The organism is Streptomyces sp. NPDC052043, assembly GCF_044548235.1.
In the GTDB taxonomy this organism is placed as follows: Bacteria; Actinomycetota; Actinomycetes; order Streptomycetales; family Streptomycetaceae; genus Streptomyces.
The window spans coordinates 131293-158180 of sequence record NZ_JBIUBT010000016.1; the positions used below are offsets into that span (position 1 = coordinate 131293).

Annotated in this window: 26 protein-coding genes; 9 read left to right on the plus strand and 17 right to left on the minus strand. The window is 71.8% G+C overall.

Going from position 1 to position 26888, the window contains the following annotated elements; all coding sequences use genetic code 11:
- Nucleotides 1-146: 146 nt before the first annotated feature.
- From paaE to paaN, 10 genes are all read right to left on the minus strand, one after another.
- Nucleotides 147-1268: a 1,2-phenylacetyl-CoA epoxidase subunit PaaE gene (paaE, locus tag ACIHCX_RS32295; protein WP_400035819.1), complete on the minus strand. Its 1122-nt coding sequence runs from the start codon at nt 1266-1268 to the stop codon at nt 147-149.
- Complete coding sequence (paaD, locus tag ACIHCX_RS32300) at nt 1268-1780, minus strand: 1,2-phenylacetyl-CoA epoxidase subunit PaaD (protein ID WP_400035821.1); 513 nt, start codon at nt 1778-1780, stop codon at nt 1268-1270. Before paaD ends, paaE begins: the two co-directional genes overlap by 1 nt.
- Nucleotides 1774-2640, minus strand: coding sequence for a 1,2-phenylacetyl-CoA epoxidase subunit PaaC (gene paaC / locus ACIHCX_RS32305; protein WP_400035823.1), 867 nt, complete (start codon nt 2638-2640; stop codon nt 1774-1776). The genes paaD and paaC overlap by 7 nt, the downstream gene beginning before the upstream one ends.
- A 13-nt stretch (nt 2641-2653) precedes the next feature.
- A complete protein-coding gene (gene paaB, locus ACIHCX_RS32310) occupies nt 2654-2956 on the minus strand; it encodes a 1,2-phenylacetyl-CoA epoxidase subunit PaaB (protein ID WP_225080350.1) in 303 nt (100 codons plus the stop codon).
- Complete coding sequence (gene paaA / locus ACIHCX_RS32315) at nt 2953-3966, minus strand: 1,2-phenylacetyl-CoA epoxidase subunit PaaA (protein ID WP_400035826.1); 1014 nt, start codon at nt 3964-3966, stop codon at nt 2953-2955. Before paaA ends, paaB begins: the two co-directional genes overlap by 4 nt.
- Before the next feature lie 106 nt (nt 3967-4072).
- Nucleotides 4073-4948: an enoyl-CoA hydratase/isomerase family protein gene (locus tag ACIHCX_RS32320; protein WP_400035828.1), complete on the minus strand. Its 876-nt coding sequence runs from the start codon at nt 4946-4948 to the stop codon at nt 4073-4075.
- Entirely contained in the window at nt 4939-5799 is an 861-nt protein-coding gene (locus ACIHCX_RS32325) for a 3-hydroxyacyl-CoA dehydrogenase family protein (protein WP_400035830.1), read from the minus strand. Before ACIHCX_RS32325 ends, ACIHCX_RS32320 begins: the two co-directional genes overlap by 10 nt.
- Nucleotides 5796-6548, minus strand: a complete 753-nt coding sequence (locus tag ACIHCX_RS32330; protein ID WP_400035832.1) for an enoyl-CoA hydratase/isomerase family protein — start codon at nt 6546-6548, stop codon at nt 5796-5798. The genes ACIHCX_RS32325 and ACIHCX_RS32330 overlap by 4 nt, the downstream gene beginning before the upstream one ends.
- Nucleotides 6545-7768: a thiolase family protein gene (locus ACIHCX_RS32335; protein WP_400035834.1), complete on the minus strand. Its 1224-nt coding sequence runs from the start codon at nt 7766-7768 to the stop codon at nt 6545-6547. Before ACIHCX_RS32335 ends, ACIHCX_RS32330 begins: the two co-directional genes overlap by 4 nt.
- Nucleotides 7761-9473, minus strand: a complete 1713-nt coding sequence (gene paaN / locus ACIHCX_RS32340; protein WP_400035836.1) for a phenylacetic acid degradation protein PaaN — start codon at nt 9471-9473, stop codon at nt 7761-7763. Before paaN ends, ACIHCX_RS32335 begins: the two co-directional genes overlap by 8 nt.
- A gap of 95 nt (nt 9474-9568) precedes the next feature.
- On the opposite strand from paaN, the gene paaI reads away from it, so the two are divergent.
- On the plus strand, nt 9569-10054 hold the full coding sequence (gene paaI, locus ACIHCX_RS32345) for a hydroxyphenylacetyl-CoA thioesterase PaaI (protein ID WP_400035838.1): 486 nt from the start codon (nt 9569-9571) through the stop codon (nt 10052-10054).
- Nucleotides 10051-11397 carry a phenylacetate--CoA ligase PaaK gene (gene paaK, locus ACIHCX_RS32350; RefSeq protein ID WP_400035840.1) on the plus strand — a complete coding sequence of 449 codons (1347 nt, stop codon included), beginning with the start codon at nt 10051-10053 and terminating at the stop codon, nt 11395-11397. The genes paaI and paaK overlap by 4 nt, the downstream gene beginning before the upstream one ends.
- Before the next feature lie 225 nt (nt 11398-11622).
- Here paaK and ACIHCX_RS32355 read toward each other — a convergent pair whose 3' ends face one another.
- Nucleotides 11623-12174 carry a CGNR zinc finger domain-containing protein gene (locus ACIHCX_RS32355; RefSeq protein ID WP_400035842.1) on the minus strand — a complete coding sequence of 184 codons (552 nt, stop codon included), beginning with the start codon at nt 12172-12174 and terminating at the stop codon, nt 11623-11625.
- A gap of 77 nt (nt 12175-12251) precedes the next feature.
- Between ACIHCX_RS32355 and ACIHCX_RS32360 the strand changes: the two genes are divergently transcribed.
- Together ACIHCX_RS32360 and ACIHCX_RS32365 are read left to right on the plus strand one after the other, a co-directional pair.
- Nucleotides 12252-13451, plus strand: a complete 1200-nt coding sequence (locus tag ACIHCX_RS32360) for an MFS transporter (protein WP_400035844.1) — start codon at nt 12252-12254, stop codon at nt 13449-13451.
- A 123-nt stretch (nt 13452-13574) separates the two neighbouring features.
- Nucleotides 13575-14090: a GNAT family N-acetyltransferase gene (locus ACIHCX_RS32365; protein ID WP_400035846.1), complete on the plus strand. Its 516-nt coding sequence runs from the start codon at nt 13575-13577 to the stop codon at nt 14088-14090.
- An 85-nt stretch (nt 14091-14175) separates the two neighbouring features.
- Here ACIHCX_RS32365 and dacB read toward each other — a convergent pair whose 3' ends face one another.
- Nucleotides 14176-15762 (minus strand): D-alanyl-D-alanine carboxypeptidase/D-alanyl-D-alanine-endopeptidase, encoded by a 1587-nt coding sequence (gene dacB, locus ACIHCX_RS32370; RefSeq protein ID WP_400035848.1) that lies wholly within the window; start codon nt 15760-15762, stop codon nt 14176-14178.
- 63 nt (nt 15763-15825) lie between these two features.
- A complete protein-coding gene (locus ACIHCX_RS32375; protein WP_400035850.1) occupies nt 15826-16023 on the minus strand; it encodes an antitoxin in 198 nt (65 codons plus the stop codon).
- A gap of 244 nt (nt 16024-16267) precedes the next feature.
- Here ACIHCX_RS32375 and ACIHCX_RS32380 point away from each other — a divergent pair, with 244 nt between their 5' ends.
- Both ACIHCX_RS32380 and ACIHCX_RS32385 read left to right on the plus strand, forming a co-directional pair.
- Nucleotides 16268-16894 (plus strand): DoxX family protein, encoded by a 627-nt coding sequence (locus ACIHCX_RS32380; protein WP_400035852.1) that lies wholly within the window; start codon nt 16268-16270, stop codon nt 16892-16894.
- A 108-nt stretch (nt 16895-17002) separates the two neighbouring features.
- The gene (locus ACIHCX_RS32385) at nt 17003-17887 is read left to right on the plus strand and encodes a neutral zinc metallopeptidase (RefSeq protein WP_400035854.1); all 885 of its coding nucleotides are present in this window, start codon (nt 17003-17005) and stop codon (nt 17885-17887) included.
- Nucleotides 17888-17957: 70 nt separating this feature from the next.
- On the opposite strand, the gene ACIHCX_RS32390 is transcribed toward ACIHCX_RS32385, so the two are convergent.
- The gene (locus tag ACIHCX_RS32390) at nt 17958-19304 is read right to left on the minus strand and encodes an alpha/beta hydrolase (protein WP_400035856.1); all 1347 of its coding nucleotides are present in this window, start codon (nt 19302-19304) and stop codon (nt 17958-17960) included.
- Nucleotides 19305-19766: 462 nt separating this feature from the next.
- Here ACIHCX_RS32390 and ACIHCX_RS32395 point away from each other — a divergent pair, with 462 nt between their 5' ends.
- The 3 genes from ACIHCX_RS32395 (at nt 19767) to ACIHCX_RS32405 (ending at nt 23221) form a co-directional block, all read left to right on the plus strand.
- Nucleotides 19767-21500 (plus strand): PHP domain-containing protein, encoded by a 1734-nt coding sequence (locus ACIHCX_RS32395; protein ID WP_400035858.1) that lies wholly within the window; start codon nt 19767-19769, stop codon nt 21498-21500.
- Nucleotides 21497-22132, plus strand: a complete 636-nt coding sequence (locus ACIHCX_RS32400; RefSeq protein WP_400035860.1) for a hypothetical protein — start codon at nt 21497-21499, stop codon at nt 22130-22132. Before ACIHCX_RS32395 ends, ACIHCX_RS32400 begins: the two co-directional genes overlap by 4 nt.
- A gap of 132 nt (nt 22133-22264) precedes the next feature.
- On the plus strand, nt 22265-23221 hold the full coding sequence (locus tag ACIHCX_RS32405) for a LysR family transcriptional regulator (protein ID WP_400035862.1): 957 nt from the start codon (nt 22265-22267) through the stop codon (nt 23219-23221).
- Between the two features lie 123 nt (nt 23222-23344).
- Here the strand turns inward: ACIHCX_RS32405 and ACIHCX_RS32410 are convergent, their stop codons facing one another.
- The 3 genes from ACIHCX_RS32410 to ACIHCX_RS32420 all read right to left on the minus strand — a co-directional run bounded on the left by ACIHCX_RS32410 (nt 23345) and on the right by ACIHCX_RS32420 (nt 26595).
- The gene (locus ACIHCX_RS32410) at nt 23345-24613 is read right to left on the minus strand and encodes an MFS transporter (protein WP_400035864.1); all 1269 of its coding nucleotides are present in this window, start codon (nt 24611-24613) and stop codon (nt 23345-23347) included.
- On the minus strand, nt 24610-25230 hold the full coding sequence (locus tag ACIHCX_RS32415) for an isochorismatase family protein (protein ID WP_400035924.1): 621 nt from the start codon (nt 25228-25230) through the stop codon (nt 24610-24612). Before ACIHCX_RS32415 ends, ACIHCX_RS32410 begins: the two co-directional genes overlap by 4 nt.
- A 159-nt stretch (nt 25231-25389) precedes the next feature.
- A complete protein-coding gene (locus ACIHCX_RS32420) occupies nt 25390-26595 on the minus strand; it encodes a cytochrome P450 (protein ID WP_400035866.1) in 1206 nt (401 codons plus the stop codon).
- Nucleotides 26596-26888 lie beyond the last annotated feature (293 nt).

Sequence of the window (26888 nt, forward strand, 5' to 3'; positions counted from 1 at the left end):
CCAACCCCCCTCCTTCGGTGTCCCGGGAGTTCTGACGGGCGCCCTCCGGACGTGGCCGGCGCTGCGTGCGGGGGGCGCCGCCGGCCCCGCCCCCCCCACCGCCGCCGGGGGCGGGGCCGCACGCACCGGGCAGGCGGCTGCGCGCGTCAGCTGTCGAAGTCGACCGTCAGCGACTCGGACACGGGGAACGACTGGCAGGTCAGCACGTACCCGGCGTCCACCTCGGAGGGCTCCAGCGCGTAGTTGCGGCGCATGTCGGCCTCGCCGTCGGTGACCAGGGCGCGGCAGGTGCCGCACACGCCGCCCTTGCAGGCGAAGGGCAGGTCCGGACGCACCCGCGTCGCCCCGTCCAGGATCGTCGTCTCGCGGGAGAGCGGGGACGTGGTGGAGCGGCCGTCGAGCGTGATGGTGACCTGGCTGACCGGGCCGTCGCCGGTGGCGTCCTCCTCGTGGCGGACGGCGCGGATCGGCTCGTCGTCGGCGAAGAACAGTTCCTGGTGGACGCGGTCCGCCGGGACCCCGAGGTCCCCGAGCAGCTTCTGCGCGTCCCGGACCATGCCGTGCGGGCCGCACAGCCACCAGTGGTCCGCGCTCTTCACGTCGACGAGCCCGTCGATGAGCGCGGCCAGGCGCTCGGCGTCCAGACGCCCCGACAGGAGTTCGGCCTCGCGCGGCTCGCGGGACAGGACGTGCCCGAGCTGGAAGCGGGTGGGGTAGAGGTCCTTCAGGTCGGCGAGTTCGTCGGCGAACATCACCGTGTCGGTACGGCGGTTGCCGTAGAAGAGGGTGACCCGGGAGCGGGAGTCGGCGGCCAGGACGGACTCGGCGATGGACAGCATCGGGGTGATGCCGGAGCCGGCGGCGATCAGGACGTGGTGGCCCGGTTCGGCGAGGTCGGGGGTGAAGGCGCCGGTGGGGGCCATCACCTCGATAATGTCGCCGGGGCGGACCTCGTCGACCAGCCAGGAGGAGAACAGGCCGCCGGGCACCACCCGCACACCGATGCGCGGGCGGGCACCGACGGGGGAACAGATGGAGTACGACCGGCGCTCGTCGCGCCCGTCGACCTCGCGGCGCAGCGTGAGCGACTGGCCCGGACGGTAGGCGAACTCCTGCGCCAGCTCCTCGGGCACGTCGAAACTGACGGCGGCCGCGTCCGCGCACAGCGGCTGCACCGCGGCGACCCGCAGCGGGTGGAAGGCCGGACGGCGGCGCCGCCGCGCGGGGGCGGCGGACGCGTCGGTCTCCGTCGTGGTGGTCGGGGCCATCAGATCTCCTTGACGTACTCGAACGGCTCAAGACAGCTGCGGCAGCGCCACAGTGCCTTGCAGGAGGTGGCGGCGAAGCGGGACGTCTCCTCGGTGTCCGACGAACCGCAGCGGGGGCACGCCACCGTGCGCCGGGTGGGGGACAGCTCCAGCGGCACGGGGCCGCCGGCCCGCCGGGGCGCGCTGCCGGGCGGTGCGATGCCCGCCTCGGTGAGCTTGCGCCGGCCCTCCGCGGTGATCCAGTCCGTCGTCCACGGGGGGTCGAGGACCGTGCGGATCTCCACCTGCGTGAATCCGGCCGTACGCAGCCGCGCGGCCACGTCGGCGCGCATCTCCGCCATCGCGGGACAGCCGGAGTAGGTGGGGGTCAGCCCGGCCACGACCGTGCCGTCCGGCCGGAGCTCGACGGTGCGCAGCACGCCGAGGTCGGCCAGGGTGAGCATGGGCAGCTCCGGGTCCGGGACCTGCTCGGCCACGTGCCGCGCGCGCCGCTCGTCCAGTGCGCTCACCATGTCGCCTCCGGGTGCGCGCGGGCCAGGCTCTGCAGCTCCTCCAGCAGGGGGGCCAGATGCTCGGTGTGGTCGCCCTCCCTGCCCTGACCGGGCAGGGCCTCGGCCTCGGGCAGCTCAAGACCGGCGGCGTCGAGAACCTGCCGCAGTACCGCGGTCGTCTCCTCCCGCACGTCCGCCGGGTCGACGCCGAAGCCCGGCCGGGGCTCGAAGAGTTCGGCCGTGTACGGGCCGACGGCGGCCAGCGCCGCCCGCATCCGCCGGTGGGACTCCTCCGTGCCGTCACCCAGGCGCACCACCCAGTCCGCCGCGAACTGCCGGTGGTAGGCGAGCTCGTTGACGCCCTTGGCCGCGATCGCCCTCAGGACCGGGTCCTGCGTGGTGGCGGCGAGCCGCTGGAAGACGGCCAGGCGCCAGCAGGACAGGACCAGCAGCCGGGTGACGGAGAACGCGAAGTCGCCGTTGGGGAGTTCAGCGAGCCGAACGTTGCGGAAGTCCTCCGCGCCACGGAAGTAGGCGTAGGCGTCCTCTCCCCGGCCGCTGCCGTCGACCTGGCCGGCGCGCGCGTACAACAGCCGTGCCTGGCCGAGCAGGTCGAGGCCGATGTTGGCCAGGGCGACCTCCTCCTCCAGCTCCGGGGCCAGAGTGCACCACTCGGCCAGACGCTGCGCCCCGACCAGGGCGTCGTCCCCGAGGGCGAGGCAGTACGCGGCCAGCTCGGCGGGCTCGACCGTGTCCGGCACGGTGGTGTCGACGCCGTGCAGCGGGTCCTCGAATCCGGTGCCGAAGGCCCAGCGGGCGTCCGACTCCCCGTGGTCCGCGGCCAGGGACAGGTAGACGTGGTCGTCGGTGACGTCGCTCATGTCCGTCCTGCTCCTAGATGTGGGGGACATCGTCGGGGATGTCGTAGAACGTGGGGTGGCGGTAGACCTTGTCGGCGCTGGGTGCGAAGAACGGGTCCTTCTCGTCGCGGGTGGAGGCGGCTATGTGCTCCGAGCGCACCACCCAGATGCTCACGCCCTCGTTGCGCCGGGTGTACAGGTCGCGGGCGTGGCTGAGCGCCATGGCGTCGTCGGCGGCGTGCAGCGAGCCGACGTGTACGTGGTTCAGGCCGCGCTTGCCGCGGACGAACACCTCGTACAGCGGCCAGCTGTCCTTCGTACCCTCGGTGTTGCTCATGCCGCCGTTCCTTCCTCGTTGTTCCGGGCGTCGCGGGTGTCCCCGGACCGGGCGGCCTGCTTGGCCGCGTGCGCGGACGCCGCCTCACGCACCCAGGCGCCGTCCTCGTGCGCGGCCTTGCGCCGTGCCACGCGCTGCTCGTTGCACGGCCCGTCGCCGCTGATCACGCGCTTGAGCTCGGACCAGTCGGGGGTGCCGAAGTCGTGCCGGCCGCGCTCCTCGTTCCAGCGCAGCTCGGGGTCGGGCAGGGTGACGCCCAGCTTCTCGGCCTGCGGGACCGTCATGTCGACGAACCGCTGGCGCAGTTCGTCGTTGCTGTGCCGCTTGATCTTCCAGGCCATCGAGGCGGCGGAGTTGGGGGAGTCGCCGTCGGGCGGGCCGAACATCATCAGGGACGGCCACCACCAGCGGTTCACCGCGTCCTGCACCATCTCGCGCTGGGCGCCGGTGCCGCGCATCATCGTCATCAGCAGCTCGTAGCCCTGCCGCTGGTGGAACGACTCCTCCTTGCAGATCCGCACCATGGAGCGGGCGTAGGGGCCGTACGAGCTGCGGCACAGCGGCACCTGGTTGCAGATCGCCGCGCCGTCGACGAACCAGCCGATCACGCCGACGTCCGCGAAGGTCGGCGTCGGGTAGTTGAAGATCGACGAGTACTTCTGCCGGCCCTCGATGAGGCGGTCGGTGAGGTCCGCGCGGTCGGCGCCCAGGGTCTCGGCCGCCGAGTACAGGTACAGGCCGTGCCCGGCCTCGTCCTGGACCTTCGCGAAGAGGATGGCCTTGCGGCGCAGCGAGGGGGCCCTGGTGATCCACTCACCCTCGGGTTGCATCCCGATGATCTCCGAGTGGGCGTGCTGCGCGATCTGCCGGATCAGCGTCCTGCGGTAGCCCTCGGGCATCCAGTCCCGGGGCTCGATCCGCTGGTCCTTGGCGATCGTCGCGTCGAACTGCTCCTGGAGCCGTTGCTCCGCGCTGTCGCCGCTCGACACTGCGCCGTGTGACGTGGTCATCGATACCAGCTTCCCTACCGACCATTCGTTCGGGTAATAGTCTGTCGAATTTTTCCGGCCCCGGCAACCCCTGGATCCCGGTGACCCTTTACTCACTGGTCCCTGCTCAGCGGCCCTCGAAGGACGGCTTCTCCTTGGCGAGGAAGGACCGCACGGCGCCGCGGTGGTCGTCGGTGGCGCCCAGACGCTCCTGGGCCGCCGCCTCCCGCTCCAGGACCGCGCTCAGCCCCGCCCCGGCCGCCGCCTCCCGCAGCAACGCCTTGACCTCGCCGTACGCGGCGGTGGGCCCGGCCGCCAGCCGCCTGGCCAGCGCCAGAGCCTCGGCCGCCGCCTGCCCGTCGGGCACGACCCGGTGCACCAGCCCCGTCAGCTGGGCGTCCCCGGCGTCGAGGCGGTCGCCGAGCAGCATGAGGGCGGCGGCGCGCGACGGTCCGACCGCCTGGGCCAGCGACAGACTCAGACCGCTGTCGGCGGCCAGGCCGATCCCGGTGAACGCGGTCGAGAACCGCGCGCCCTGTGACGCCACCCGCACATCGGCGCACAGCGCGAGACCCAGTCCGGCCCCGACGCACGCGCCCTCGAGCGCCACGACCACCGGCTGGGGCAGTGCGTGCAGCGCCTCCACCAGCGGGTTGTACTCGGCGCGCACCACGGCGAACGCCGCCGCCGGGCCGTGTTCGAGGGCCTCGGCGTGCTCCTTGAGGTCCTGTCCGACGCAGAAGTTCCGGCCCTGGGCGGTCAGCAGCACCGCGCGGACCGGCTCGCCGTTCCCGTCACCGTCACCGTCACCGTCACCGTCACCAGCACTGGCACCGGCCACCCGGCGGACGGCGGCCAGCAGCCCGGACCGCAGCGCCGCGTCGAGCGCGTTGCCCGCGGCCGGCCTGCGCAGTTCGACGATCGCGACGCCGTCCTCGACGCGGTAGCCGACACTCTGCCCCGCCGCGTCGGGCGTGGCCGCTTCCGGCGGCGTCACTGCCATGTGTAGAACCCCTGTCCCGACTTGCGGCCCAGTTCGCCCCGGGCGACCTTGTCGCGCAGCAGCTGCGGCGGGGCGAACCGCTCCCCGAGCGTGGCGTGCAGGTACTCGGCGATGGCCAGGCGGACGTCGAGCCCGACCAGGTCGGTCAGGCGCAGCGGCCCCATCGGGTGCTTGTAGCCGAGGCTCATCGCGTCGTCGATCGCCTCCGGCTCCGCCACCCCCTCCTCGACCATGCGGATCGCCTCCAGGCCGAGCGCCAGGCCGAGACGGCTGCTGGCGAAGCCGGGGGAGTCCTTGACGACGACGTCCTTCTTGCCCAGCGCGTGGGTCCAGTCCAGGGCGGCCCGTACGACCTCGGGCGAGGTGTCCGGTGCCACGACGATCTCGACCAGTTCGGAGGCGGGCACGGGGTTGAAGAAGTGCATGCCCAGGAAGCGGCCCGGCGCCTTCAGCGCCGCCGCCAGTTCGGTGACCGACAGGGAGCTGGTGTTGGTGGCCAGCACGGTCGTGTCGTCCACCGCCGCCTCGGCCGCGGCGAGCAGCCCGGCCTTCAGCGCCGCGTTCTCGGGCACGGCCTCGACGACCAGCTCGGTGCCCGGAGCCAGCCCGTCCACGGACTCCACGGTCGTGACCCGGGCGAGCACCTGCTCGGCGGGCTCGGCCAGCCGGCCGCGCTCGGCGGCCCGCCGCAGCCCGGTGGCGACCCGGTCCACGGCCGCGGCCGCGGCCTGCGCGCCGCTCTCCACGACGGTCACCGACGAGCCGGCGGCCGCGAACGACTGCGCGATGCCGGCCCCCATTCGGCCGCCGCCGATCACACCGACGACGGCGGGCACGCTCGCACTGCTCATGCCTTGCTCCTCTTCTTCTCCAGAAAACGCGTCATGCGGTCCTGCTTGTCCTGACCCTCGAAGAGCACGGCCTGCGCCAGGTCGTCGGCGACCGGGTGCGCGCCCGGCGCGTCGACGACGAGCTTCGTCAGACGCAGCGCGGTGGCCGAGGACCGCGCCATGCGGTCCAGCAGCGCGTGCGCCTCGTCCAGCAGATCCTCCGCGGGCACGACGTCGATGACCAGACCCGCGGCCAGGGCCGCCCGCGCGTCCAGGTTCCGCCCGGCCAGCAGCACCTGCTTGGCGACCGACTCGCCGACCAGCTCCGGAAGCCGCCAGCACGCCCCGGCCGCCGCCAGGATGCCGAGCCCCGGCTCCGGATTGCCGAAGACGGCGTCGGGTCCCGCGATACGGATGTCGCAGGCGTAGGACAGCTCGGCCCCGCCGCCCAGCGCCCAGCCGTCGACGGCGGCCACGGTCGGCATGGGCAGCCTGCGCACCCGTTCGAACAGGCGGCTGTTGATCCCCTGAAGCGCCTCGTCCCGGCCCCGCCGCAGCAGCTCCGCGATGTCGGCGCCGCCCGCGAACACGTTGCCGTGGCCGGTGAGCAGCAGCAGCTTCGGATCGTCCTCCAGCAGGTCGCAGACCGCGTGCAGTTCACGGATCATGAGCCCGCTGATCGCGTTGCGCGCCTCGGGGCGGTGCAGGGTCACCACGACCCGGTCCGCACGCTCCTCGACGAGCAGCGTCTCGAAGGCGTCCGCGCTCATACCCGCTCCACCAGCATCGCCACGCCCTGGCCCACGCCCACGCACAGCGTCGCCAGGCCCCGGCGGGTGTCCTCGCGCTCCAGGCGGCCGAGCAGCGTGAGCAGGATGCGGGCGCCCGAGCAGCCCAGCGGGTGGCCGAGCGCGATGGCGCCGCCGTCCGCGTTGACCCTGTCCTCGTCGAGCTTGAGCCGGCGTACGACGGCCAGCGCCTGCGCGGCGAACGCCTCGTTGAGCTCGACGGCGTCCAGGTCTGCGGTCTGCCAGCCGGCGCGGTCCAGCGCCTTCTGCGTGGCGGGAACCGGGCCGAGGCCCATGAGGTGGGGCTGCACCCCGGCCGAGGCGGAGGTGACGACGCGGGCGCGCGGGGTGAGCCCGTACCGGTCGACGGCCGCCGCGCTCGCCACGACCAGGGCCGCCGCCCCGTCGGACAGCGGGGAGGCCGAGCCCGCGGTGACGATGCCGTCCGTGCGGAAGATGGTGCGCAGGGAGCCCAGCTTCTCCAGCGTCGTCGACGGGCGCGGTCCCTCGTCGCGCTCCACCAGGCCGTCCTTCACCGGGACCGGGACGATCTCGCGGTCGAAGTGCCCGGCCTCCTGCGCGGCGACGGCCCGCTGGTGGCTGCGCAGCGCGAAGGCGTCGGAGTCGGCGCGGGTGATGCCGTCGAGGGCGGCGACCTCCTCGGCCGTCTCGCCCATCGACAAGGTCGTTTTCACCGTGTCCGGACCCGCCCCGGCGGGCACCGCGCGGTCGGCGGCCGCGAAGCGCGGGTTGGTGAAGCGCCAGCCCAGGGACGTGTCGTGCACCTCGCCCGGCTTGGCCCACGGGGTGCCCGGCTTCGCCATGACCCACGGGGCCCGGGTCATCGACTCCACGCCGCCCGCCACGACCAGGTCGGCCTCACCGGACCGGATCGCCTGGGCCGCCGAGGCGACCGCGGTCAGGCCCGAGGCGCACAGCCGGTTGACGGTGTAGCCGGGCACGGTGTGCGGGAGCCCGGCGAGCAGCACGGCCATGCGCGCCACGTCGCGGTTGTCCTCACCGGCCTGGTTGGCGGCGCCCAGGATCACCTCGTCCACGGCCTCGGCCGGGATCGCGGCACGGCGGACGGCCTCACCGACCACCAGCGCCGCCAGGTCGTCGGGCCGTACGGAGGCCAGGGCGCCGCCGTAGCGGCCCTGCGGGGTGCGGGCCCCGTCGATCAGATAGACCTCGTCAGGCATGGGTGCTCTCCTCGGTGGCGACGGGGCGGCGCGACTGGAGCGTCGCGAAGCGGCCGGTGACGAACGCGGGGTCGGACAGGGTGGCGCTGGCCGCGGGGTTGGCGGCACTGCCGTGGAAGTCGCTGAACGCGGCGGACTGGTTGACGAAGACCTGGCCGGTGAGGTTCTCCGACAGGTGCACCCCGGCGTCCAGGGCCGCCGACTCGGCGGCGGCGAGGACCTCCTCGCTCGTGGAGTGCACGGCGGCGGTCAGTGCGCCGTGGGCGCGTACCGTCTCACGGAAGATCCGCAGGCTGTGCTCGGTGGAGTCAGTGGCGATGACGAACGAGACGGGCCCGAACCACTCGCGGGTGTACGTCTCCTCGTCCGCCTCCGCGTCCAGGCGCGCCACCAGCGGCGTACGGACGGTGGCCTTCGGGTGGTCGGGGTGCTCCACCGGCTGCGAGGCGTGCACCGTGGTGCCCACCGCTGCCGCCTTCTCCAGCCGGTCCAGCACGCCGTCGTTGACGATGGCGCCCAGCGTGCCGGCCGCTCGGGCCGGGTCGCCGAGCAGCTTGTCCAGCGCGGCCCCCAGATCGGCGGCGAACTCGTCGGCGCTCCTGACACCCTGGTCGGTGGCGATGCCGGCGCGGGGGATCAGCAGGTTCTGCGGGGTGGTGCACATCTGCCCGCTGTACAGGGACAGCGAGAACGCGAGGTTGCCCAGCAGCCCCCGGTAGTCGTCGGTGGAGTCCAGGACGACCGTGTTCAGACCCGCCTTCTCGGTGTACACGGCGGCCTGGCGGGCGTTGGTCTCCAGCCAGTCGCCGAACTCCGTGGAGCCGGTGAAGTCGATGAGGCGCACGTCCGGGTGGAGCGCGAGGAAGCCCGCGGTCCGCTCCCCGGGTTCCTCGGCGGCCAGGACCACGAGATCGGGGTGGAAGCCGGCCTCGCTCAGGACCTCGCGGGCGGTGCGCACGGTGAGCGCCAGCGGCAGCACGGCGCCCGGGTGCGGCTTGACGACCACGGGGTTGCCGGTGACCAGGCTGGCGAACAGGCCCGGATAGCCGTTCCAGGTGGGGAAGGTGTTGCAGGCGATCAGCAGTGAGACACCGCGTCCGACCGGTGTGAACTTCTTGTCCATCACCAGCGCCCCGCCCTTGCGCTGGGGCTTGGTCCAGCGCGCCGAGCGCGGGTGCCGCTTCTGCTCCGCCCAGGCGTAGGCGACGGCCTCCAGGCCGCGGTCCTGCGCGTGCGGGCCGCCCGCCTGGAACGCCATGACGAAGGCCTGTCCGGTGGTGTGCTGCACGGCGTGCGCGTTCTCGAAGCTCGCGGCGTTCAGCCGGGCCAGGATCTCGACGGCGACGCCGGCGCGTACATCGGGGTCCGCCTCGCGCCACGGGCCCGTGGCGGCCTTGGCGGCGGCCACCGCCTCCTCGGGCGCGACGCGGGGGTAGCTGATGTCGAGCGCAAAGCCGTAGGGGGAGGTCTCGGCGGCCCGCACGGTCCCCTCACCGGGGTGCCCGGGCAGCTCGAACGGCTTGCCCAGCTGGTCCCGGAAGGCGGCCTCACCGAGCTTCGGTGCCTCCTCGCCGTACACCGACTTGCTGGGCGACTCCGGGTACGGAGTCCAGTGGTCACGGCTCCCGGTGGCCGCGACCGCCGTCTCCAGCAGTTCTCGGTGGCGGGCGAAGAAGTCGACGGGCTCGGGAGTGGTGTGGGGCATGCGGTCCACCTCTTGACAGGCAGTGGTGATGCTTGATTACTTGGCTTTGCCGACGCTAACCGAATGTTCGGTCGGTACACAAGGTGGTGAAAAACGTGACGCAGGCCACGGACGTGGATCGCGGTCCGGTGGAGACGATGTTCGCCGCGGACCTGGCTTCCCGGAATCTCGGCATCGAACTGACGCACCACGGCGAGGGGATCGCCGAGGTGCGGATGACCGTGACGCCGGCGATGGTCAACGGGCACGGGATCGCCCACGGCGGCTTTCTCTTCCTGCTCGCCGACACGGCGTTCGCCTGCGCCTGCAACAGTCACGGCCCCGTGACGGTCGCGGCAGCGGCCGACATCGTCTTCGTCGCCCCCGCCCATGAGGGCGACGTCCTTGTGGCGACCGCCTGCGAGCGCACCCGGTACGGCCGCAGTGGGATCTACGACGTGAGCGTCCGGCGCATCGACGACAGCCCGCGCGAAGCGCGGTCCGCCGAGGACGGTGGCGGGAGTCGGGAGGGCGAGGTGATCGCGGAGTTCCGCGGGCGCAGCCGCAGCCTACGAAGCGAGAAGACGAAGGAGTCGCAATGAGCAGCGAAGTCACGGCCCCGGTGGGACAGGGGCCCCGGCTGGGACAGCCCCTTCCGGACGAGCTGCTGGACAGCGGCGAGCGCCTGACCCGCGACGAGCTCCGTGAGCTGCAGCTCAGCCGTCTGAAGGCGACGCTGCGGCACGCCTACGACAACGTCGAGCTGTACCGCAGGAAGTTCGACGAGGCCGGCGTGACGCCCGACGACTGCCGTTCCCTCGAGGACCTGGCCCGCTTCCCCTTCACGACCAAGGCCGACCTGCGCGACACCTACCCCTTCGGGATGTTCGCCGTCCCCATGTCCGAGGTCCGGCGCATCCACGCCTCCAGTGGCACCACCGGCCGCCCGACCGTGGTCGGCTACACCGACAACGACCTGTCGACCTGGGCCGACCTCATCGCCCGCTCCATCCGCGCGGCGGGTGGCCGGCGCGGCCACAAGGTCCACGTCTCCTACGGCTACGGCCTGTTCACCGGCGGCCTCGGCGCGCACTACGGAGCCGAGCGGGCCGGTTGCACCGTGATCCCCGCGTCCGGCGGCATGACCGCGCGCCAGGTGCAGATCATCCGGGACTTCGAGCCCGAGATCATCATGGTCACGCCCTCCTACATGCTGACCCTGCTCGACGAGTTCGAGCGGCAGGGCGTGGACCCGCGCACCAGTTCCCTGAAGGTCGGCATCTTCGGCGCCGAGCCCTGGACGGAGGCGATGCGCCGCGAGATCGAGGAGCGCATGGACATCCACGCCGTCGACATCTACGGCCTGTCGGAGGTCATGGGTCCGGGTGTGGCGCAGGAGTGCGTGGAGACCAAGGACGGACTGCACGTCTGGGAGGACCACTTCTGTCCCGAGGTCGTCGACCCGATCACCGGTGACGTGCTGCCCGACGGCGAGAGCGGCGAACTGGTCTTCACCTCGCTGACGAAGGAAGCCCTGCCGATCATCCGCTACCGCACGCGTGACCTCACCCGCCTGCTGCCCGGCACCGCACGCCCGGCCTTCCGCCGCATCGAGAAGATCACCGGCCGCAGCGACGACATGATCATCCTGCGGGGTGTGAACGTCTTCCCGAGCCAGATCGAGGAGGTCGTGCTGCGCGTGCCCGACGTCGCCCCGCACTTCCAGATCCAGCTGACCCAGCGTGGCCGCATGGACCACATGACGGTCCACATCGAGGCCCGCCCCGGCGTCGGCCCGGAGCAGCGCGAGACGGCCGCCAGGGCGATCACCAAGGGCGTGAAGGACTCGGTCGGCATCAGCGTCGAGGTGCGCGTGGTCGAGCCGGAGAGCCTGGAGCGCTCGGTGGGCAAGATCCGCCGGGTCCGTGATCTGCGCAAGGGGTGAGCACCGGCCCTGACCGCGGCGGGCCGGTCCTCACCGGTCGCGGCGTGACGGTCGAGGCGCCAGGTCCGGCCCGAGGCGGGCGCCCGCGGGTGTGCCCAGGACGGTGTCGTGCGGGGCGACGGTCCGGGCCAGTCCGAAGCCGGTGCCGCGGGCGGGCGTGCACAGCAGCAGTCCGTCAGTAGTCCGTTGCCCCCGCAATGCCGAACGTGCCGGTGCGGGGACCGCTCACGTGTCGTCGCTCGCGCGCCGTGCACGGAACGCCGCTGCCTTGACCCGGTTCTGGCAGGCCGTCGAGCAGAACTGGCGCCCGGCGTTGCGGGAGATGTCCACATAGACCCGGTCGCAGCGCGGTGCTGCGCAGACCCCGAGGCGCCCGGCACAGTCCCCGCCGAGGGCCATGGCGAGGCCGGTGGCGCAGCCGGCGCTCCAACCGACGGCATAGGAATCGTCGGCGCCGTGGAAGTGAACCTGCCACGGTTCTCCGGGAGCCCGGTCGAGTTGGGGGCGGGCGCCGGTCTCACGCAGCAGCGCGTTGAGGGTGGGGGCCGCATCGTCGAGGTTGTCGGCGGCCACGGCCTCGAACACGGTACGCAGGGCGCGGGCGGTGTCGGCCAAGCGGTCGGCCTCGCCGAGTTCCAGGTCCGTCCCGGCGGACAGCGCCACGCGAACCGCGCCGACCCGCTCGGCGCCCTCGGGGGCGACGTAGGGACGACCGCGCGCCTCGCCGTCGGTCAGTGCGTTGACGAGCGCCACCGAAGCGTCAAGCAGGGCCCTCATGTGACTGTCGAAAAGCACTTGACCAGTTACCTTTCCCTTGCCTACGGTACCCGTCACTGACATTACACACTTCACCAGTGACGGGAGGTGCCGTGCTGCGCCCGGAACCGCTGCCCCGCACCGTCCGCCTGCTGCTGCTCGCCCGGGTCGTGAACCAACTCGGGGCCTTTTCGCTTCCCTTCCTCACCGCGCTGATCTGCACCGATTATGGGGCGAGCCTGACCACCGCCGGGCTGGTCAGCGCCGTCTTCGGGCTCGCGACGATCCCCTCGCGACTGGCCGGGGGAGGGCTGGCCGACCGGATCGGCCCGCGTACGACCATCGTGCTCGGGCTCTGCGGATGCGCCGTGGCTCAGCTGGCGATCGCGGCCTCCTCGTCGCTCACCTGCGCGGTCGCCGGGGCGGTGCTGCTCGGGCTGGCCTTCGAGCTCTACGAGCCGCCGAGCCAGGCGATCATCGGCGGGTCCGTGCCCGAGCCGCAACGGGTGCGCGCGTTCAGCTTGTTCAGCGCCGCACTCGCGGCGGGCGGCATGGGCGCCGGACTGCTCGCCGCCCTGCTGGGGCGCTGGGACCTGCGCTGGCTCTTCGTCAGCGACGCCGCGAGCTGCCTGGCCTGTGCGCTGCTGATCGGTTTGGCCCTTCCCCGTGACCGTCCGGCTCCGCCCGCAGTGAAACAGGACGACACCGCCGTGCGACCGTTGCGGGACCGGAGGCTGCTGGGCGTTCTGGCCACCGGAACCGCCTACGCCCTGATCAATCAGCAGACCGTGATGACCCTGCCGCTCGCGCTTGCGCGGCAGGGCCTGCCCGCCGCCGACGCGGGGCTGTTGTTCACCGCCGCCGCGGCCACCACCGTGCTCGCCCAGCCGTTGATCCGGCTTCCCTGGACGAGCCGGCTCACGACGCCCGCCGCGCTCGCCCTCGCCCATCTCCTCCTGGCCGCAGGGCTGGCCGGCTACGCCCTCTCCCGCACCCTGCCGACGCTGCTCGCCTCGGCGGTTGTGTGGAGTCTCGGCGACCTCCTGGTCATGGGTCGCGTCTACGCGCTCGTCACCGACCTCGCGCCGCCCGGCGGAAGCGGCCGCTACCTGGCCGTCTTCGGTACCAGCTGGGGTGTCGCCGCGACGCTCGCTCCCCTCCTCGGTACCCAGCTGCTGGCCGGCGCGGGAACGACCACGCTGTGGTCCACGATGGCCGCGCTCTGCCTGCTGCTCGCCGCGCTCCACCTCCGGGTGACGCCGCAGTCACCCAGTTCCTGTCTCGTCCCGGCTCCCTGACAGAAACGCGGGAGATGATCAGCCAGATGCCGGCCGATCGGGCCAAACGGTGCTGGGAAGGCGTTTCGGCGTAGGTGAAAGTGGTTTGCCGACCTGGATGCCGCGTGGGTAGCGTCGCCGCCCGTGACCCCAACTCTGCGTACCGAGCGGCTGCTGCTGGAGCCGTACGTCTCTGAGGACGAAGAGGACTTCGTCGCTCTGTTCCAGGACACCAGGGTGTCGCAGTGGATGGGTGACGGCCCTGCTTCCGAAGCAGCGGACCGGGCCCTGTTCGGGCGGATCTTCACGAAGGTCTACGCCCGGGAACTGTTCGATGTCTGGGCTGTCCGTCGGGGCGGACGCCTGGTCGGGCATGCCGAGATCAAGCCGACCGACGTCGTCGCAGGCTACGAGATCATCTACGCTCTGGCCCCGGCGGCATGGGGGTTTGGCCTGGGGACCGAGGTGGCAGAGGCGATCGTCGCCCATGGCTTCGACACCCTCGGGCTGACCGAGGTTTACGCCACCGTGGCCGCACCGAACAAGGCCTCGCTGGCCCTGCTGGACAGAATCGGTTTCGAGCATGTCCGGGACATCACAGAGGACGACGGCAGCACCACCCGCGTGTTGGCTCGTCAGCTGACCGCGAGCGAGCCGTGATGAGCGACCCGGCGCGGCACGTGCTGAGCTCCGGCCCCGCTCGGCGCGGACTGCCCGGCAGTCCGCGCGAGCGCCCAGGGGTGTCTCAGCACTGCACCGGTTTGCGCCACGAGCACTCCAGGTCCCCGTTGCGCTCCGTGCTCCGGAGGGCCTTCGGCCGCACCGTCAGCGCCCGGTTCTCGTCGGACGAGGCGAGGGTGACCACGATGGCGTCCTCGATGCCCTCGACGGAGCCGACGAGATAGTTGTTGAGGACGACGCTGTAGACCAGTTCGCGTCCGCCCGCGTCGATGACGTATCCCGACAGGGCCGACACGCCCGTCAACGACCCCGTCTTGCCGCGTGCGTTGAGCGCGGCCGGCGTGCCGCACAGACGCGAGCGCAACGTACCGCCGACGAAGCGGTCCGGGTCACAGGCCACCGGGAGGGCCCGGTACCAGTCGGCGTACCAGGGCTCGGTGCGCACCGACAGGAGCAGCTTGGCGAGCTGGTCCGCGGGGACGCTGTCCATCCGGGACAGCCCGGAACCGTCGACCTGGCGCAGCGTGCCCGGGTCGACGCCGACGCGCTTCAGGTAGCCGCTGATGCCGGCGAGGCCGGCATCCCAGGTGCCGCGCCCGGATGTCTCGTAGCCGATCGCCTTGGTCAGTGCCTCGGCGTGCATGTTGTTGGACAGCTTCAGGAACGGGATCAGCAGCTCCTTGAGGGGCATGGACTCGTGTGTGGCGAGCCTGTGCGCGCCCCTGGGGGTCGCCTCGCCGAGCCGGGTCGCCCCGGTGACGCGCACACCGTGCGCGGCCAGCGCGTCGCGGAAGACGTCCGCGGCGTAGCCGGTGGGCTCCCAGACGCTGACCCACTCCTTGGCGGCGGCGCCGCCGACAGGCAGGGTGCCGCTGATGGTGACGGTGTTGGTGCCGTGCTGCCGCTCGACGGTGAGGTCGCTCGGGCCGCCCCGGTCGACGGTGGTCGCGCGCACGTCGAGGTGGACGTAGTGATTGGCCGGGGTGACGGTGGCCCGCGGCCGGTCGCCGGGCTTGTCTCCCGGCTCCACCTGCACGATGACCGTGCCGGTGTCGTAGTCGGTGTCGGGCGCGACGCTCAGTGCGGAGGTCTGCGCCGAGTAGTACGAGGATTCGTCGTCGGAGGCCCAGGAGCGGCCGAGCCGTTGGTCGTCGAAGCGGGTGTCGTCGGCGACCAGGCTCCCGGTGACGCGCCGCACCCCCGAGTCGGCGAGCGCGGCGGCGAGCCGGTCGTAGTCCTCGGCGAGCAGGGTCGGATCGCCGGTGCCGCGCAGATACAGGTCGCCGTTGAGCACAGAGCCGTGCCGGGCACCGGTCGACAGGACGTCGGTGGTGAAGCGGTGGCCGGGACCGAGCAGCGCCATGGCCGCGGCCGAGGTGAGCAACTTGGTGTTGGAGGCGGGCATGAGCCGCCCGCTCGGCAGATGCTGGTAAAGGACCGCGCCGGTCTTCGCGTCGGCGACGACGACGCTCGCGGCGCCGCCGTCCATGCGGGCGTCGCCGAGGATCGTGTCGATGGCCTCCGGCAGCCCGGTCCGGTCACCGTCCGCGCTCGCGGGCGAGCTCCAGCTGAACGTCGCCGCGGCCACGGCGGCGACGGCGGGCCAGATCCAGTGGCGCATACGGGTGGTGCGTCTCACGGGTCTCCTCATGCCACAGGAGCATCCCGGATCCCGGGCGACGGCAACAGACCCCCGCGGGTGCGGCCCGGGGGCTCAGTCCTTGTGCTTGCCCATTTTGCCCACGGCGTCCTGTGCCTTGTCGACGACGGTGTCGATCGTGCCGCTGTGCTTGCCGCCGGTCTTGCCGTCGATGAAGTCGCCCACCTTCTCCAGGCCGTCGGAGATCTTGTCACCGTGGGCTTCGGCGATGCCCTCGACCTTGCCCTTCAGGCTCTTCAGCTGGTCGAACATGCGCGTGCCACTCCTCTACGGGGCTGTAGTAGTCGGGCTCCATGATCTCATGACGCGGGCCCGGCACCTCGTCGTGAGGTACCGGGGCGACAGGGGCGCGGGACCAGATGCACGACCGCACCCGCTGCGGAAGGATCGGTACTGGGGTGAACACACGTGCTGCGCGCGCGGCTCACCCGACCGGTGCTCGGCGCGTCCGAGCTGGGGGTAACGCCCGTTCCGGCGTTCCTACTGGAGCACTCCCATGTTGACGAACCGCATTCTATTCCGTCCCTCCCGTGGCACGGAACCGGTGGGGCAGCAGGCCGCCGCGGTCACGGTGACCGTCGCCGACTGCGGTCTGCTGCTCATCAGGCTCACCTTCGGGCTGCTGATGGCCGGGCACGGCGCGCAGAAAGTGTTCGGGCTCTTCGGGGGGCGCGGCCTGACCGCGACGGGGCAGGGGTTCGCCGCTCTTGGCTACCGCCCGGGACGGCTGTTCGCCGCGATCGGCGGTCTGTCGGAGTTCCTGGGCGGCCTCGGTCTCGCCTGCGGGCTGCTGATCCCGCTCGCGGCCGCCGCCCTGATCGGAGTCATGATCAACGCGATGGCGACCGTCACCGGCGCCCACGGTCTGTGGGAGGCGGAGGGCGGTGTGGAGTACAACGTGTGCATCGCCGTCGTCGCCCTCGGGATCGCCGCCCTCGGCCCGGGCCGGCTGGCTGTCGACCGGTTCTTCCGATGGGGCTCGGGTGGCTGGAGGGAGGCGGCCGTCGCCCTGGGCCTGGGCGGCGCGGCCGCCGCGATCACGCTCAGTCTCTTACCCGCGGCGCCGGGACCGGCCGAAGACCCGCGCGGTTCGCGGAACCGGCGCGGGTCCTGGGCCGGCTGAGCGCCGTGGACCGACGACCGGTGGGGCGTCATCGCCCGCCCTGACACGACCAGTCCACGTCACCGGGCAGAATGGGGTGATCACCAACTCCCGGGAGACGAACGGCCCATGGAATTCCGCGATGACGTGGATCTTGATGCTTCTCAGGTCGAGGACATCGGCAGCAGCGGCGGGGGCCTTCCGGGAGGCGGGCTCACCATCGGCGGCGGCGTCATCGGCGTCGTCGTGGTGGTCGTCGCACTGCTCCTGGGCGTCAACCCGGCGGGGCTCCTGAGCGGCAGCGGCTCGAACGCCGCCACGCGGCAGCAGGGAGAGGACCTGGTCGCGAAGTGCCAGAAGGGCAGCGACGCCAACCAGTCGGAGAAATGCCGTGTGGTGGGCGTGGTCAACAGCATCCAGCGCTACTGGCAGGGCGCTCTCCCCGAGCACTACCAGCAGTCCTACACCAAGGCCGGAACCGACCTGGTCTCCGGCACGTGGAACACGGGGTGCGGCCGGGCCGGCTCCGCCATGGGCCCGTTCTACTGCCCGGCCGACCACCGCGTCTATCTCGACCTCGGTTTCTTCCGTGAACTGGAGGACAGGTTCGGCGCCAAGGGCGGCCCCTTCGCGCAGGCGTACGTCATCGGCCACGAGTACGGGCATCACGTACAGAACCTGCTGGGCACCATGAACCGCGTCGGCCGGGACCGCACGGGAGCCGACAGCGGCTCGGTCCGGCTGGAGCTCCAGGCCGACTGCTACGCCGGGGTCTGGACCGAGAACGCCGTCACCACCGGCTTCTTCGAGAAGCCGTTCACCGACTCCGACATCCGCGAAGCCCTCGGCGCCGCGGAGGCCGTCGGCGACGACCGCATCCAGGAACGCACCCAGGGCCGCGTCGACCCGGAGGGATGGACCCACGGCAGCTCGCAGCAGCGAGTCCACTGGTTCACCGTCGGGTACACCACGGGCTCCCCGGCCCAGTGCGACACCTTCTCCGGCGCCATCTGACGACGCGAAGGCGAAGGCCCCGGCCGGGTTTCCCCGCCCGGGGCCTTCGCCGTACGTACGGGCATCGCCGTCAGCGCCGGTCCAGCAGGAACGCGAACACCGCCTGGCGGCCCCTGTCGTCGGCCGCCCGGCTCTGCACCGAGTGCGCCGCACCCGGCACCACCACGACCTGGGCCCGCGGCGTCAGCCTCTTCTGGTCGTGGAGCCATTCCAGCGGGGTCGACAGGTCCCGGTCACCGCCGAGCAGCAGGACCGGCACGCCCGGCAGCCTGCGGTGCTCCGGCGGCAGCGGCGGCACCGGCGTGCGCGGCCAGTGCAGACAGCTCAGCATCGAACCGAGGCCGGTCGCCGTGGCGGAGTCGAAGGGGCCGTAGTCGGCCGGTGTCAGCTCCGCACCGGCCTTCCCCAGCGCCTCCCGGCGTCCGGCTGACGGAGCGTCCGCCCTGCCCCAGGGGTAACGCCCGTCCAGGCACAGCGTGGCGGCGTGCAGCCCCTGGCTGAGCTCCTCGGCGCTCGCCGCGCTTCCCTCCCGCACGCCCGCGATCAGGCCCCGCAGCGGTCCGGGGTCGCCGTTCGCCGCCGAGTGCAGCGCGTCGATCATCGCCGTGTAGTCCGGGTCCACGAACTCCCAGGTGGTCAGGGCGTCCATCACGTCGACGCCGTTGCCGTACCGGGTGACCACCTCGGCCAGGTCGGCCGCCGGGTCCGTGGTGCAGCCCGTCGCCCGGCAGGCCGCCGCCAGCACGCGCGGCGCGGCGCGCAGGGCGGCGCGGTCCATCGGGTCGTAACCGGTCTGCGGCACCACCGAGTCCAGGACCAGCCGGGCCACGTGCTGCGGATGGGCCAGGGCGTACCGTTCCGCGGTGTACGTGCCGTACGACACGCCGTCGAGCGTCATCGTGCGCACGCCCAGGGCCCGGCGCAGCAGGTCCAGGTCCGCGACCGTGTCACCGGTGCTGTAGAAGCGGCGGTTGGCGCCGACGGCGGCGGCGCAGTCCGTCACCGCCCGGGCCGTGGGCGGGGTCAGGTCGGACGAACCCATCTCCTGCTGCAACCGCGGGCACCGCAACGCGGCGTCGCCGGTGCCGCGTTGGTCGATCATGACGAGCCGGTAGTCCTTCAGGACCGGCGTCAGCTTCTCGCGCAGCTGCCCGACGAACGGCACGCCCGGCTGGCCCGGACCGCCGGTCAGGAAGAGCAGCACCCCCTTGGGAGCGTTGACGTTGTCCGCCATCGCGACCTTCAGGCCCAGCCGGCCCGGCACACCGCCGCTGTGGTCGAGCGGGACGGTCAGGGTGGCGCAGGTGAAACCCTTCAGCCCCGAGCAGGCCGCGGCGCCGGAAAGTCCCCCGTTCCGCCCGGCCGGCGCCGCGTCCGACCGGTCCTGTGCCGCGGACGTGCACGTCCCCGACAGCATCAGCAGGCTGACGGCGGCCAGTACGGCCGCACCCCGCCTCCCGGGTCTCCCGTTCCCGCGCCCGCCCGGGACTTTCCACATCCCCCGCCAACCCCTGATCCCCCGCCAACTCCGCATCCCCCGCACCCCCGTGTCGTCGGCCCGTGTCATTGGCATCTCCGCCGTGCCCCGTCTCCTCCGCATCCCCGTTTCCTCCCGCATCCCGGTGTCCGGCCTTCGGCGCTGCACCAGCCTGCGCCCAACAGCCCCGCCGGCGCGAGGTTCTGTGCGAGAAATCGGAGCGGGCGCCCGGCGACGGACACCGATCCGTGGGTCGCGCGCCCGGCGTCGCGCGACCGTGGTGGGGATGCCGCCTGTCGTATCCGGGGACGTCACCGGTCGTTCGCACCGTGTTGGTGGCGACGGCCCAGCATGGGCGCCGCTCGAACATGCTTTGAACGGACGGACGGCAGGAGTTCGGACATGGGCCACGGCCACAGTCATGCCCACGGGCATCACCACCACCACGACCACGGGCACGGCACGGACGGCGGATCTTTGCCTCCGGCGCTCGATCTCGAGGTCCCCGACGCGGAGTTGACGCCCGACCAGCTGTCCCGCCGGTCCATGCTGCGCCGTACCGGGCTGCTCGGCGCCGGACTGGCGGCGGGCAGTGTGCTCGCCGGTGCCGGACAGGCGGCCGCGTCCCAGTCCCAGGGCGACCAGGGCCAGAACCAGAACCAGCAGCCCTCGCAGTCCGCCCGCTCCGGGGGATACGTGTGGCTGTCCGGCGACCACCACATCCACACCCAGTACAGCTCCGACGGCAAGTACCGGGTCGTCGACCACGTGCGCCAGGCCAACGCGCACGGCCTGGACTGGATGGTCATCACCGACCACGGCAGCGAACAGCACGCCAAGATCGGTGTGGAGAAGGTCAACCCCGACATCGTCGCCGCCCGGGGGAAGATCACCGACACGCTGGTCTTCCAGGGCCTGGAGTGGAACATCCCGGCCGCCGAGCACGGCACCGTCTTCGTCCACCCCGGCTTGAACGAGGTGGCCGTGCTGAAGGAGTTCGAGAACTCCTTCGACGGGGTGGTGAAGAACGCCACCGCGAACAACTCCGCCAACGAGGCGCTCGCCATCGCGGGCGTCGACTTCCTCGCCGATCAGGTCAAGCGCCGCAAGGTCAAGGACGCCCTGTTCCTGGCCAACCACCCGGCCCGCAAGGGCATCGACTCCCCGCACGAGATCCGCGCCTGGCGCGACGCGCAGCCGACGATCGCCGTCGGCATGGAGGGCGCCCCCGGCCACCAGGCCGCGGGCCTGCCCGCGCCGGGCGGCCCCGGCTCGGGCCGGGGTTACTACGACGGCAGCCCCGGCGCCGACTCCTTCTCCGGCTACCCGCTGGAGAGCTACCGCACCTGGGGCGGCTTCGACTGGATGACCGCGACCGTGGGCGGTCTGTGGGACAGCCTGCTGGCCGAGGGCAAGCCCTGGTGGATCACCGCCAACTCCGACTCCCACAGCGTCTACGCCGACTCCTCCGTGCGCGGGCCGGGCAGCGACTTCGACGCCAACGGCCGCTACGACGACCCCGTCCACGGCGGCGCGCTGAACCTGGGCGACGGCGACTTCTGGCCCGGCCAGTACTCCCGCACGCACGTCGGTGCCGCCTCCTTCTCCTACCAGGCGGTCATGGACGGCATCCGCGCCGGCCGTGTCTGGGTCGACCACGGCGGGCTGATCAGCGGCCTCGACGCGCAACTGCGTTCCGGCGGCAAGTCCGTCACCCTCGGCGACGCACTGCACGTCCGCCGCGGCAGCCAGGTCGACCTGGTCGTCGAGATCAGCCTCGCGGGCGGCCCGAACTGGGCGCAGTTCGTGCCGAAGCTGGCCCGGGTCGACGTGATCCAGGGCGACGTCACCGGTCGCGTCTCCGACAAGGACGCGTTCATCACCCCGGACACCAAGGTCGTCAAGTCCTTCGAGGTGAACAAGTCCACCGGTTCGGTGCGGCTGACGTACTCCCTCGGCCGTGTGGACAAGCCGGTGTACGTGCGGCTGCGCGGCACCGACGGCAACCGCACGGCGGTCGGCCTGCGCGGTGCCGCCGTGGACCCGGTCGGACCGGCGATGGACGTGCTCGGCGACGCCGACCCGTGGAAGGACCTGTGGTTCTACTCCAACCCGATGTGGGTCCTGCCCGCATGACCGGTGCAACGGGCCGGCCCGGCGTTCCCACCGTGATCGGTGTGGACGCCGGGTCGGCGGACCTGCGCGGCGCCGACCACCTCGCCCAGGACCTGGTGGCGCTGCTCGGCCTGCCGGACGCCACCGTCGCCTGCACGCACCCGGTCCGCGGCGGCGAACGACCGCACCTGGCCGTCTCCCTGGCACTGCCGGACGCGGACACCGCTTCGTCGGTGTGGCACCGGCTCGTCACCCTCCTCGCGGCCGAGGACCGGCCACCGTCCGGCGCCGCCCTCGGCGCCCTGCGGCACGGCCCGGCCTCCTATGCGGACGGCGCCGCCTTGGCGGCGGCCGAGCAGCACACCCGCGAACAGGGACGTGCCGTCGTCTACCCCGGCGTGGGGCACCTCGTCGGCACGGTCCCGCTGCGCTTCCTCCTCCAGCACTCCGCGATCGACCGGGTCACCGTCGTCGGCGCTCCGCCCGGCCCCGGCAACGGCCCGGATCCGGACACCCCGGTGACGACGCGCGACCATGTGCGCCCCCTGTGGCAGGACGGACAGCTCGTGCTGCCGCTCGTGCCCGCCGCGGGCGGCCTCCTCGCCCCCTTCGAGGTGCCCGACCCCACGCCCTGCTGCGCCGATCACGGCTGACGGCGGGCCCGGCCGGCGGCACGCGCCGGAAGAAGTCCTTCCGCCTCGCGGTCCCGCCAGGTCACAACGGGTCCGCGGGGCAGTAGGGTCCAATCCGTCGAGCCCCGTGTCGTGGTCGAAGGAGGGGCAACCGTGGATCTCGAGGCGCTTCGTTCCTTCCTGGCCGTGGCCAAGCACCGCAGTATCTCCAAGGCGGCCGCCGACTCGTACGTCTCGCAGCCGGCGATGAGCCAGCGGCTGCGGCGGCTGGAGGACAGCCTCGGTTTCGCGTTGTTCGAACGGGGGTGGAAGGGCGCGGTGCTGACTCCGCAGGGCGCCTACTTCCTGCCGTACGCCGCCCAGCTCATCCGGGACCTGTCCAACGCCTCCGCGGTCCTGGGGAAGAAGGACCCGTCCCGGCCGCGGAGCTTCGCCGAGGTGGCCGGCCATCCGCACAAGGTCGTGTTCGGAGTGGACAACTGGCTGTCGGAGCGGTCCGTGCGGGCCGTGGTGAGCAGCGCGCTGGACATGTACGGGGCGGACGAGTTCCGGGTGACCAGCCGGCCGGCCACGACGGTGATCGACCTGCTGGAACTCAACCAGCTGGACGCCGGGCTCTTCTACTCCACGGAAGCGGACCACCCCTTCCACACCGAGGTCGTCGGCATCGAGGACATGGCGCTCGTCCATCCGCCGGGGACGGTTCTGGAGGAGGTCAGCGCCCCCGCCGTGAAGGAGCTGCTGTCCCGCTACCGGTTCGTGCTGTTCGACAATCCGGTGCTGACCCACCATGCGAGGATCACGACCACGCTGATCGAGACGTACGAGATCTCCCGCTTCCATGTGGTGGACGACTACCGGACCATGCACGCGCTGATCCGCCTGGGGGAGTGCATCACCGTGGTCCCGGCCGGAGTCGTCCTCGGCGACCGGGGGCAGCGGGCGACGGACCTTCCCTCGGCCCGGCTGCCCGGACTGCTTCCCCGGATCAACGTCACGGTGGGAATCAGCGACGCGGGCCGGGACCACGGGGTGACCGGGGCGTTCGCGGCGTCCGTCGCGCGGTTCCTCGAGGAGGACCCGCCCGGCGCCCCGGACGAGAGGACCTAGTGCCGCGACGGGGCAAACGTTGCCTGTCGCGGCACTAGCTGCCCGGGACCGGATGACACGCGCCGTCGCGCGGGCCGTCCGTTTCCCGGGCAGGTCCTCGGCTCGTGCCGGGGCGGGTGCCGGTCAGCCGGCCGCGGCCGTCGTGACGGGGGCGGCCTCGTGGCCGGTGCGGCCGGTCTTCTTCGGCGCCGTCTCCTGGAGGAAGGAGGCGGCCACCACGCACAGGATCAGTCCGCCGAGTGCCAGGTAGAGCACGGTGTGGATGCCGTGGTGCTGGGCCAGGTAACCGGCGACGGACGGGGCCACGCCGCCGCCGAAGATCTCCGCGACACCCATGACGGTGCCGGCCGCGGCCGCCATCAGACCGGCGGGGACGGACTCCACGGTCACGGTTCCGGCGAGCAGGGCCAGGCATCCGTTGGCTCCGAAGGCGACGAAGAAGAGCAGCAGGAACAGCAGCGGCACGACCGGCCCCTGGAGGATGAAGCCGACCAGCATGCACATCGCCATCAGCAGCGCGACGACGACCACGGGCTTGCGGCCGAACCGGTCGGACAGCCCCGGGATGACCAGCTGGCCCGCGAACGCGCCGAACCCGATGCCGGAGGCGATGACGCCCATCTGGCTGGTTCCGATGCCCTGGTGGTCGACCAGATAGCTCGGCACCATGGCGCTCAGCACGAAGATGCACGTCATCGCGCCGCACAGGGCGAGGATCGCCAGCCGGATGTTCCGGTAGCGGAAGAGGTCCAGCCAGCGGGTCTGGTCCTGGGAGACGGGGGAGACGGCGGATTCGAAGGCCGGCAGCTGGTGGGGTTCGCGAATGGTCCGGAGGATGAACCAGGCCAGGACCAGTCCGGGGAGCAGCATGAGACCGAAGACCCAGTGCCAACTGGGCAGGATCCGCAGCAACTGGGTGGCGATGATCGGGCCCAGGCCGACACCGAACAGGGCGAAGGTGCTCTGCTGCATGCCCATGTTCAGCCCGCGGCGCTCCGGCCGGGACGCCTCTGCCGTGGCGGCCACCGCGGTCGGGGTGAAGGCGCCCTCGGTGACGCCCATGACGATCCGCACCAGCAGAAGGCTGACGAGTCCGCCGACGAGCCCGGTCAGCAGGGAGCAGACCGAGAAGAACACGATCGAGCCGACCAGGATCCTGCGCCGGCCCAGCCGGTCGGAGAGGCCGCCTATCAGAAGGGAGGAACATCCCCAGGCCAGACCGAGAACACCGATGATGTTGCCCAGGTCCTGGTAGTCGAGCCCGAGTTCCTTCATCATCGAGGGGAAAAGCGGGCTGATGATCCAGCGGTCCAGGCCGACGAGACCGAATCCGAGGGAGAGCAGCACGACCGCCGAGCGTTCGTAGCGGACGTCGTATTCTTTGGGCTTCATGCCGCTCTCCCCTCGCGGTTCGCGCGGATTTCCGCGACCAGTTCCGCGGTGGTGAGCACACGGCCGAAGAACGTTCCGATCGTCTTCTCCGTGGCCGCCTGCGCCTCCTCGCTGAGCGCCCCGGTGGCGTCGCCCACGAAGGCCACCTTGAAGTCCCGCATGTAGGCACCGCGCGCGGTGGAGTCGCAGCAGACCTCGGTGAGGGTGCCGATGATGATCACGGTGTCCACCTCACGCAGGCCGGAGATGCTGGTCAGCACGTTCTCCAGCCGCGTGTTGTGGAAGGCGTCGTAGCGGTGCTTGACCACGACGACGTCGTCGGCCTCCGGCTTCAGGTCGTCGACGACCTGCGCACCGAAACTTCCCTCGCGCATGCCCGCGCTCAGCAGCGCCGGGTTGTAGGTGGATTCCAGCGGAGACACATTGAATGTGTCCAGCAGAATGTGCTGGGTGTAGACGACCGGAATACCGGCGGTCCGGCACTCGGCGACGACCTCCTGCATCCGGGGTATCCGGTGGCGTGCCATCGGCACTTCCATCGGATACCCCTCGAGAACAAAGTCGTTCTGCATGTCGATCACGAGCAGAGCCGTCTTCTGCGGATTCACGCGCCACATCGCGTTCAACGGATGAACTCCTCTTGCGTTTCGCATACGGAAGGCCGGAGAGCATGGCCCGGAGATTGGGCACAGAGCCTAACCGTGAAACGCACCCTGCCAGTTATAGGAATTCTTTATACCGTCGCCTGTCCGCGTCGCCCTGCCCGGCGGGCGTCCCTACCAGGCCACCGGCAGCTCCAGGGGGAACCGCCGGATCGTCTTCGCGTCCCAGCGCACCTCCTCCGGCGGCACCGCGAGCCGCAGCCCGGGGAAGCGCTCCATGAGCCGCCCGACGGCCACTTCGAGCTCTGCCATGGCCAACGGCATGGCGATGCACCGGTGCCCGCCCCAGCCGAACGTCATATGGGGGCAGTTCGGCCGGTCGACGTCGATGTCGTGCGGGTCCGTGTAGCGCTCCGGGTCGCGGTTGGCCGTCAGGTACGACACGTGGACGTAGTCGCCCGCCCGGATCAGCACACCGCCCAGCTCCACGTCCTCGAGAGCCACCCGGGGGATGCCCACCCCCTTGCGGAAGGGGATGTGGCGGAGCAACTCGTGCAGCACGTCGCTCAGGGCCTCGGGCCGGCTCCTGAGCCGTTCAGCCAGCTCGGGCCGGGTCAGGAGGAGATACACGATGTCGCTGATCTCGCAGGTCGCCGTGTCCTGGCCGCTGAGCGCCAGCATGAGCGTCATGACCGCCAGTTCCCGGTCGTCCAGCTGCTCCTTGCCGTCCCGCGCCGCGGCCATCGCGCTGATGATGTCGTCGCCGGGCGACTTGCGCCGCTGTGCGACGAGTTCGCCGAAGTAGGCCGTCAGCTCCGCCTTGGCGCGCGCCGCGTCCTCCTTGGTGTCCGCGCCGACCACGAGCAGTTGGTGCACCGCCTTCTGGATCCGCGGCCATTCCCCCCGCTCGATGCCGAGGAGGTCCAGGACGGTGTGCTGCGGGAGCGGGTCGGACAGGTGCCGGATCAGGTCCGCCGGCGGGCCCTCCTTCTCCATGCCGTCCAGCAGATCGTCGGCGAGCCGGACGATCCGGGGCCGCATGTTCTCCACCTGCTGCTGGGTGAAGGCCTGTGAGGCCAGATGGCGTACGCGGCTGCTGTACGGCGGGTCCATCACGTTGATCGACTCGGGCGACACGATGGGCTCGGGCGTCATCCGGGGGTAGTCGCGGCCGATGATGCCCGCCCTGCTGAACCGGTGGTCGGTGGTCACCTGCTTGACCGCGTCGAAGCCGGTGACCAGCCAGGCGTCCGCGTCGCCGTAGCTCAGCCGGATCCGGGTGGGGGTGTCGTGACGCATCAGCTCCGCGAGGGAGGGGTCGAACTCCAGGGCTTCACTGAAGTCGAACGGGCAGATGGCCGTCTCGTTGTCCGTGGTCATCAGTCGGTTCCTTTGGGGCACGGGGTACGGCGTCGGTGGTGTCCACGGCCCGGCGAAGGCGCCCGGCGAGCGGTGGGAGAACGACGGAGGCGGCGGCACCCGGTCCCCGAGGTGCGCGCGGCCCTCCGGGACGGCGGACGGAGCGCGCGCCGGCCGGCACCCCGGTGAGTGCGGGCGCCGGGGCCGCCGCGGACCCCTGTCGTTTGCCTCCGTGCTGATGATGGAAACACGCGAGCCGGTGCGGACCGGTGACCCGCTCCGCCAGTCCAGCCAGGTGGGCTAACAAGCCCGCA

Coding starts and splice junctions, on each gene's coding strand:
- paaE (WP_400035819.1), bottom strand. CDS start 1,268: ATGGCCCCGACCACCACGACGGAGACCGACGCGTCCGCCGCCCCCGCG.
- paaD (WP_400035821.1), bottom strand. CDS start 1,780: ATGGTGAGCGCACTGGACGAGCGGCGCGCGCGGCACGTGGCCGAGCAG.
- paaC (WP_400035823.1), bottom strand. CDS start 2,640: ATGAGCGACGTCACCGACGACCACGTCTACCTGTCCCTGGCCGCGGAC.
- paaB (WP_225080350.1), bottom strand. CDS start 2,956: ATGAGCAACACCGAGGGTACGAAGGACAGCTGGCCGCTGTACGAGGTG.
- paaA (WP_400035826.1), bottom strand. CDS start 3,966: ATGACCACGTCACACGGCGCAGTGTCGAGCGGCGACAGCGCGGAGCAA.
- ACIHCX_RS32320 (WP_400035828.1), bottom strand. CDS start 4,948: ATGGCAGTGACGCCGCCGGAAGCGGCCACGCCCGACGCGGCGGGGCAG.
- ACIHCX_RS32325 (WP_400035830.1), bottom strand. CDS start 5,799: ATGAGCAGTGCGAGCGTGCCCGCCGTCGTCGGTGTGATCGGCGGCGGC.
- ACIHCX_RS32330 (WP_400035832.1), bottom strand. CDS start 6,548: ATGAGCGCGGACGCCTTCGAGACGCTGCTCGTCGAGGAGCGTGCGGAC.
- ACIHCX_RS32335 (WP_400035834.1), bottom strand. CDS start 7,768: ATGCCTGACGAGGTCTATCTGATCGACGGGGCCCGCACCCCGCAGGGC.
- paaN (WP_400035836.1), bottom strand. CDS start 9,473: ATGCCCCACACCACTCCCGAGCCCGTCGACTTCTTCGCCCGCCACCGA.
- paaK (WP_400035840.1), top strand. CDS start 10,051: ATGAGCAGCGAAGTCACGGCCCCGGTGGGACAGGGGCCCCGGCTGGGA.
- ACIHCX_RS32355 (WP_400035842.1), bottom strand. CDS start 12,174: ATGAGGGCCCTGCTTGACGCTTCGGTGGCGCTCGTCAACGCACTGACC.
- dacB (WP_400035848.1), bottom strand. CDS start 15,762: ATGAGGAGACCCGTGAGACGCACCACCCGTATGCGCCACTGGATCTGG.
- ACIHCX_RS32375 (WP_400035850.1), bottom strand. CDS start 16,023: ATGTTCGACCAGCTGAAGAGCCTGAAGGGCAAGGTCGAGGGCATCGCC.
- ACIHCX_RS32380 (WP_400035852.1), top strand. CDS start 16,268: ATGTTGACGAACCGCATTCTATTCCGTCCCTCCCGTGGCACGGAACCG.
- ACIHCX_RS32385 (WP_400035854.1), top strand. CDS start 17,003: ATGGAATTCCGCGATGACGTGGATCTTGATGCTTCTCAGGTCGAGGAC.
- ACIHCX_RS32390 (WP_400035856.1), bottom strand. CDS start 19,304: ATGCTGTCGGGGACGTGCACGTCCGCGGCACAGGACCGGTCGGACGCG.
- ACIHCX_RS32395 (WP_400035858.1), top strand. CDS start 19,767: ATGGGCCACGGCCACAGTCATGCCCACGGGCATCACCACCACCACGAC.
- ACIHCX_RS32400 (WP_400035860.1), top strand. CDS start 21,497: ATGACCGGTGCAACGGGCCGGCCCGGCGTTCCCACCGTGATCGGTGTG.
- ACIHCX_RS32410 (WP_400035864.1), bottom strand. CDS start 24,613: ATGAAGCCCAAAGAATACGACGTCCGCTACGAACGCTCGGCGGTCGTG.
- ACIHCX_RS32415 (WP_400035924.1), bottom strand. CDS start 25,230: ATGTGGCGCGTGAATCCGCAGAAGACGGCTCTGCTCGTGATCGACATG.
- ACIHCX_RS32420 (WP_400035866.1), bottom strand. CDS start 26,595: ATGACCACGGACAACGAGACGGCCATCTGCCCGTTCGACTTCAGTGAA.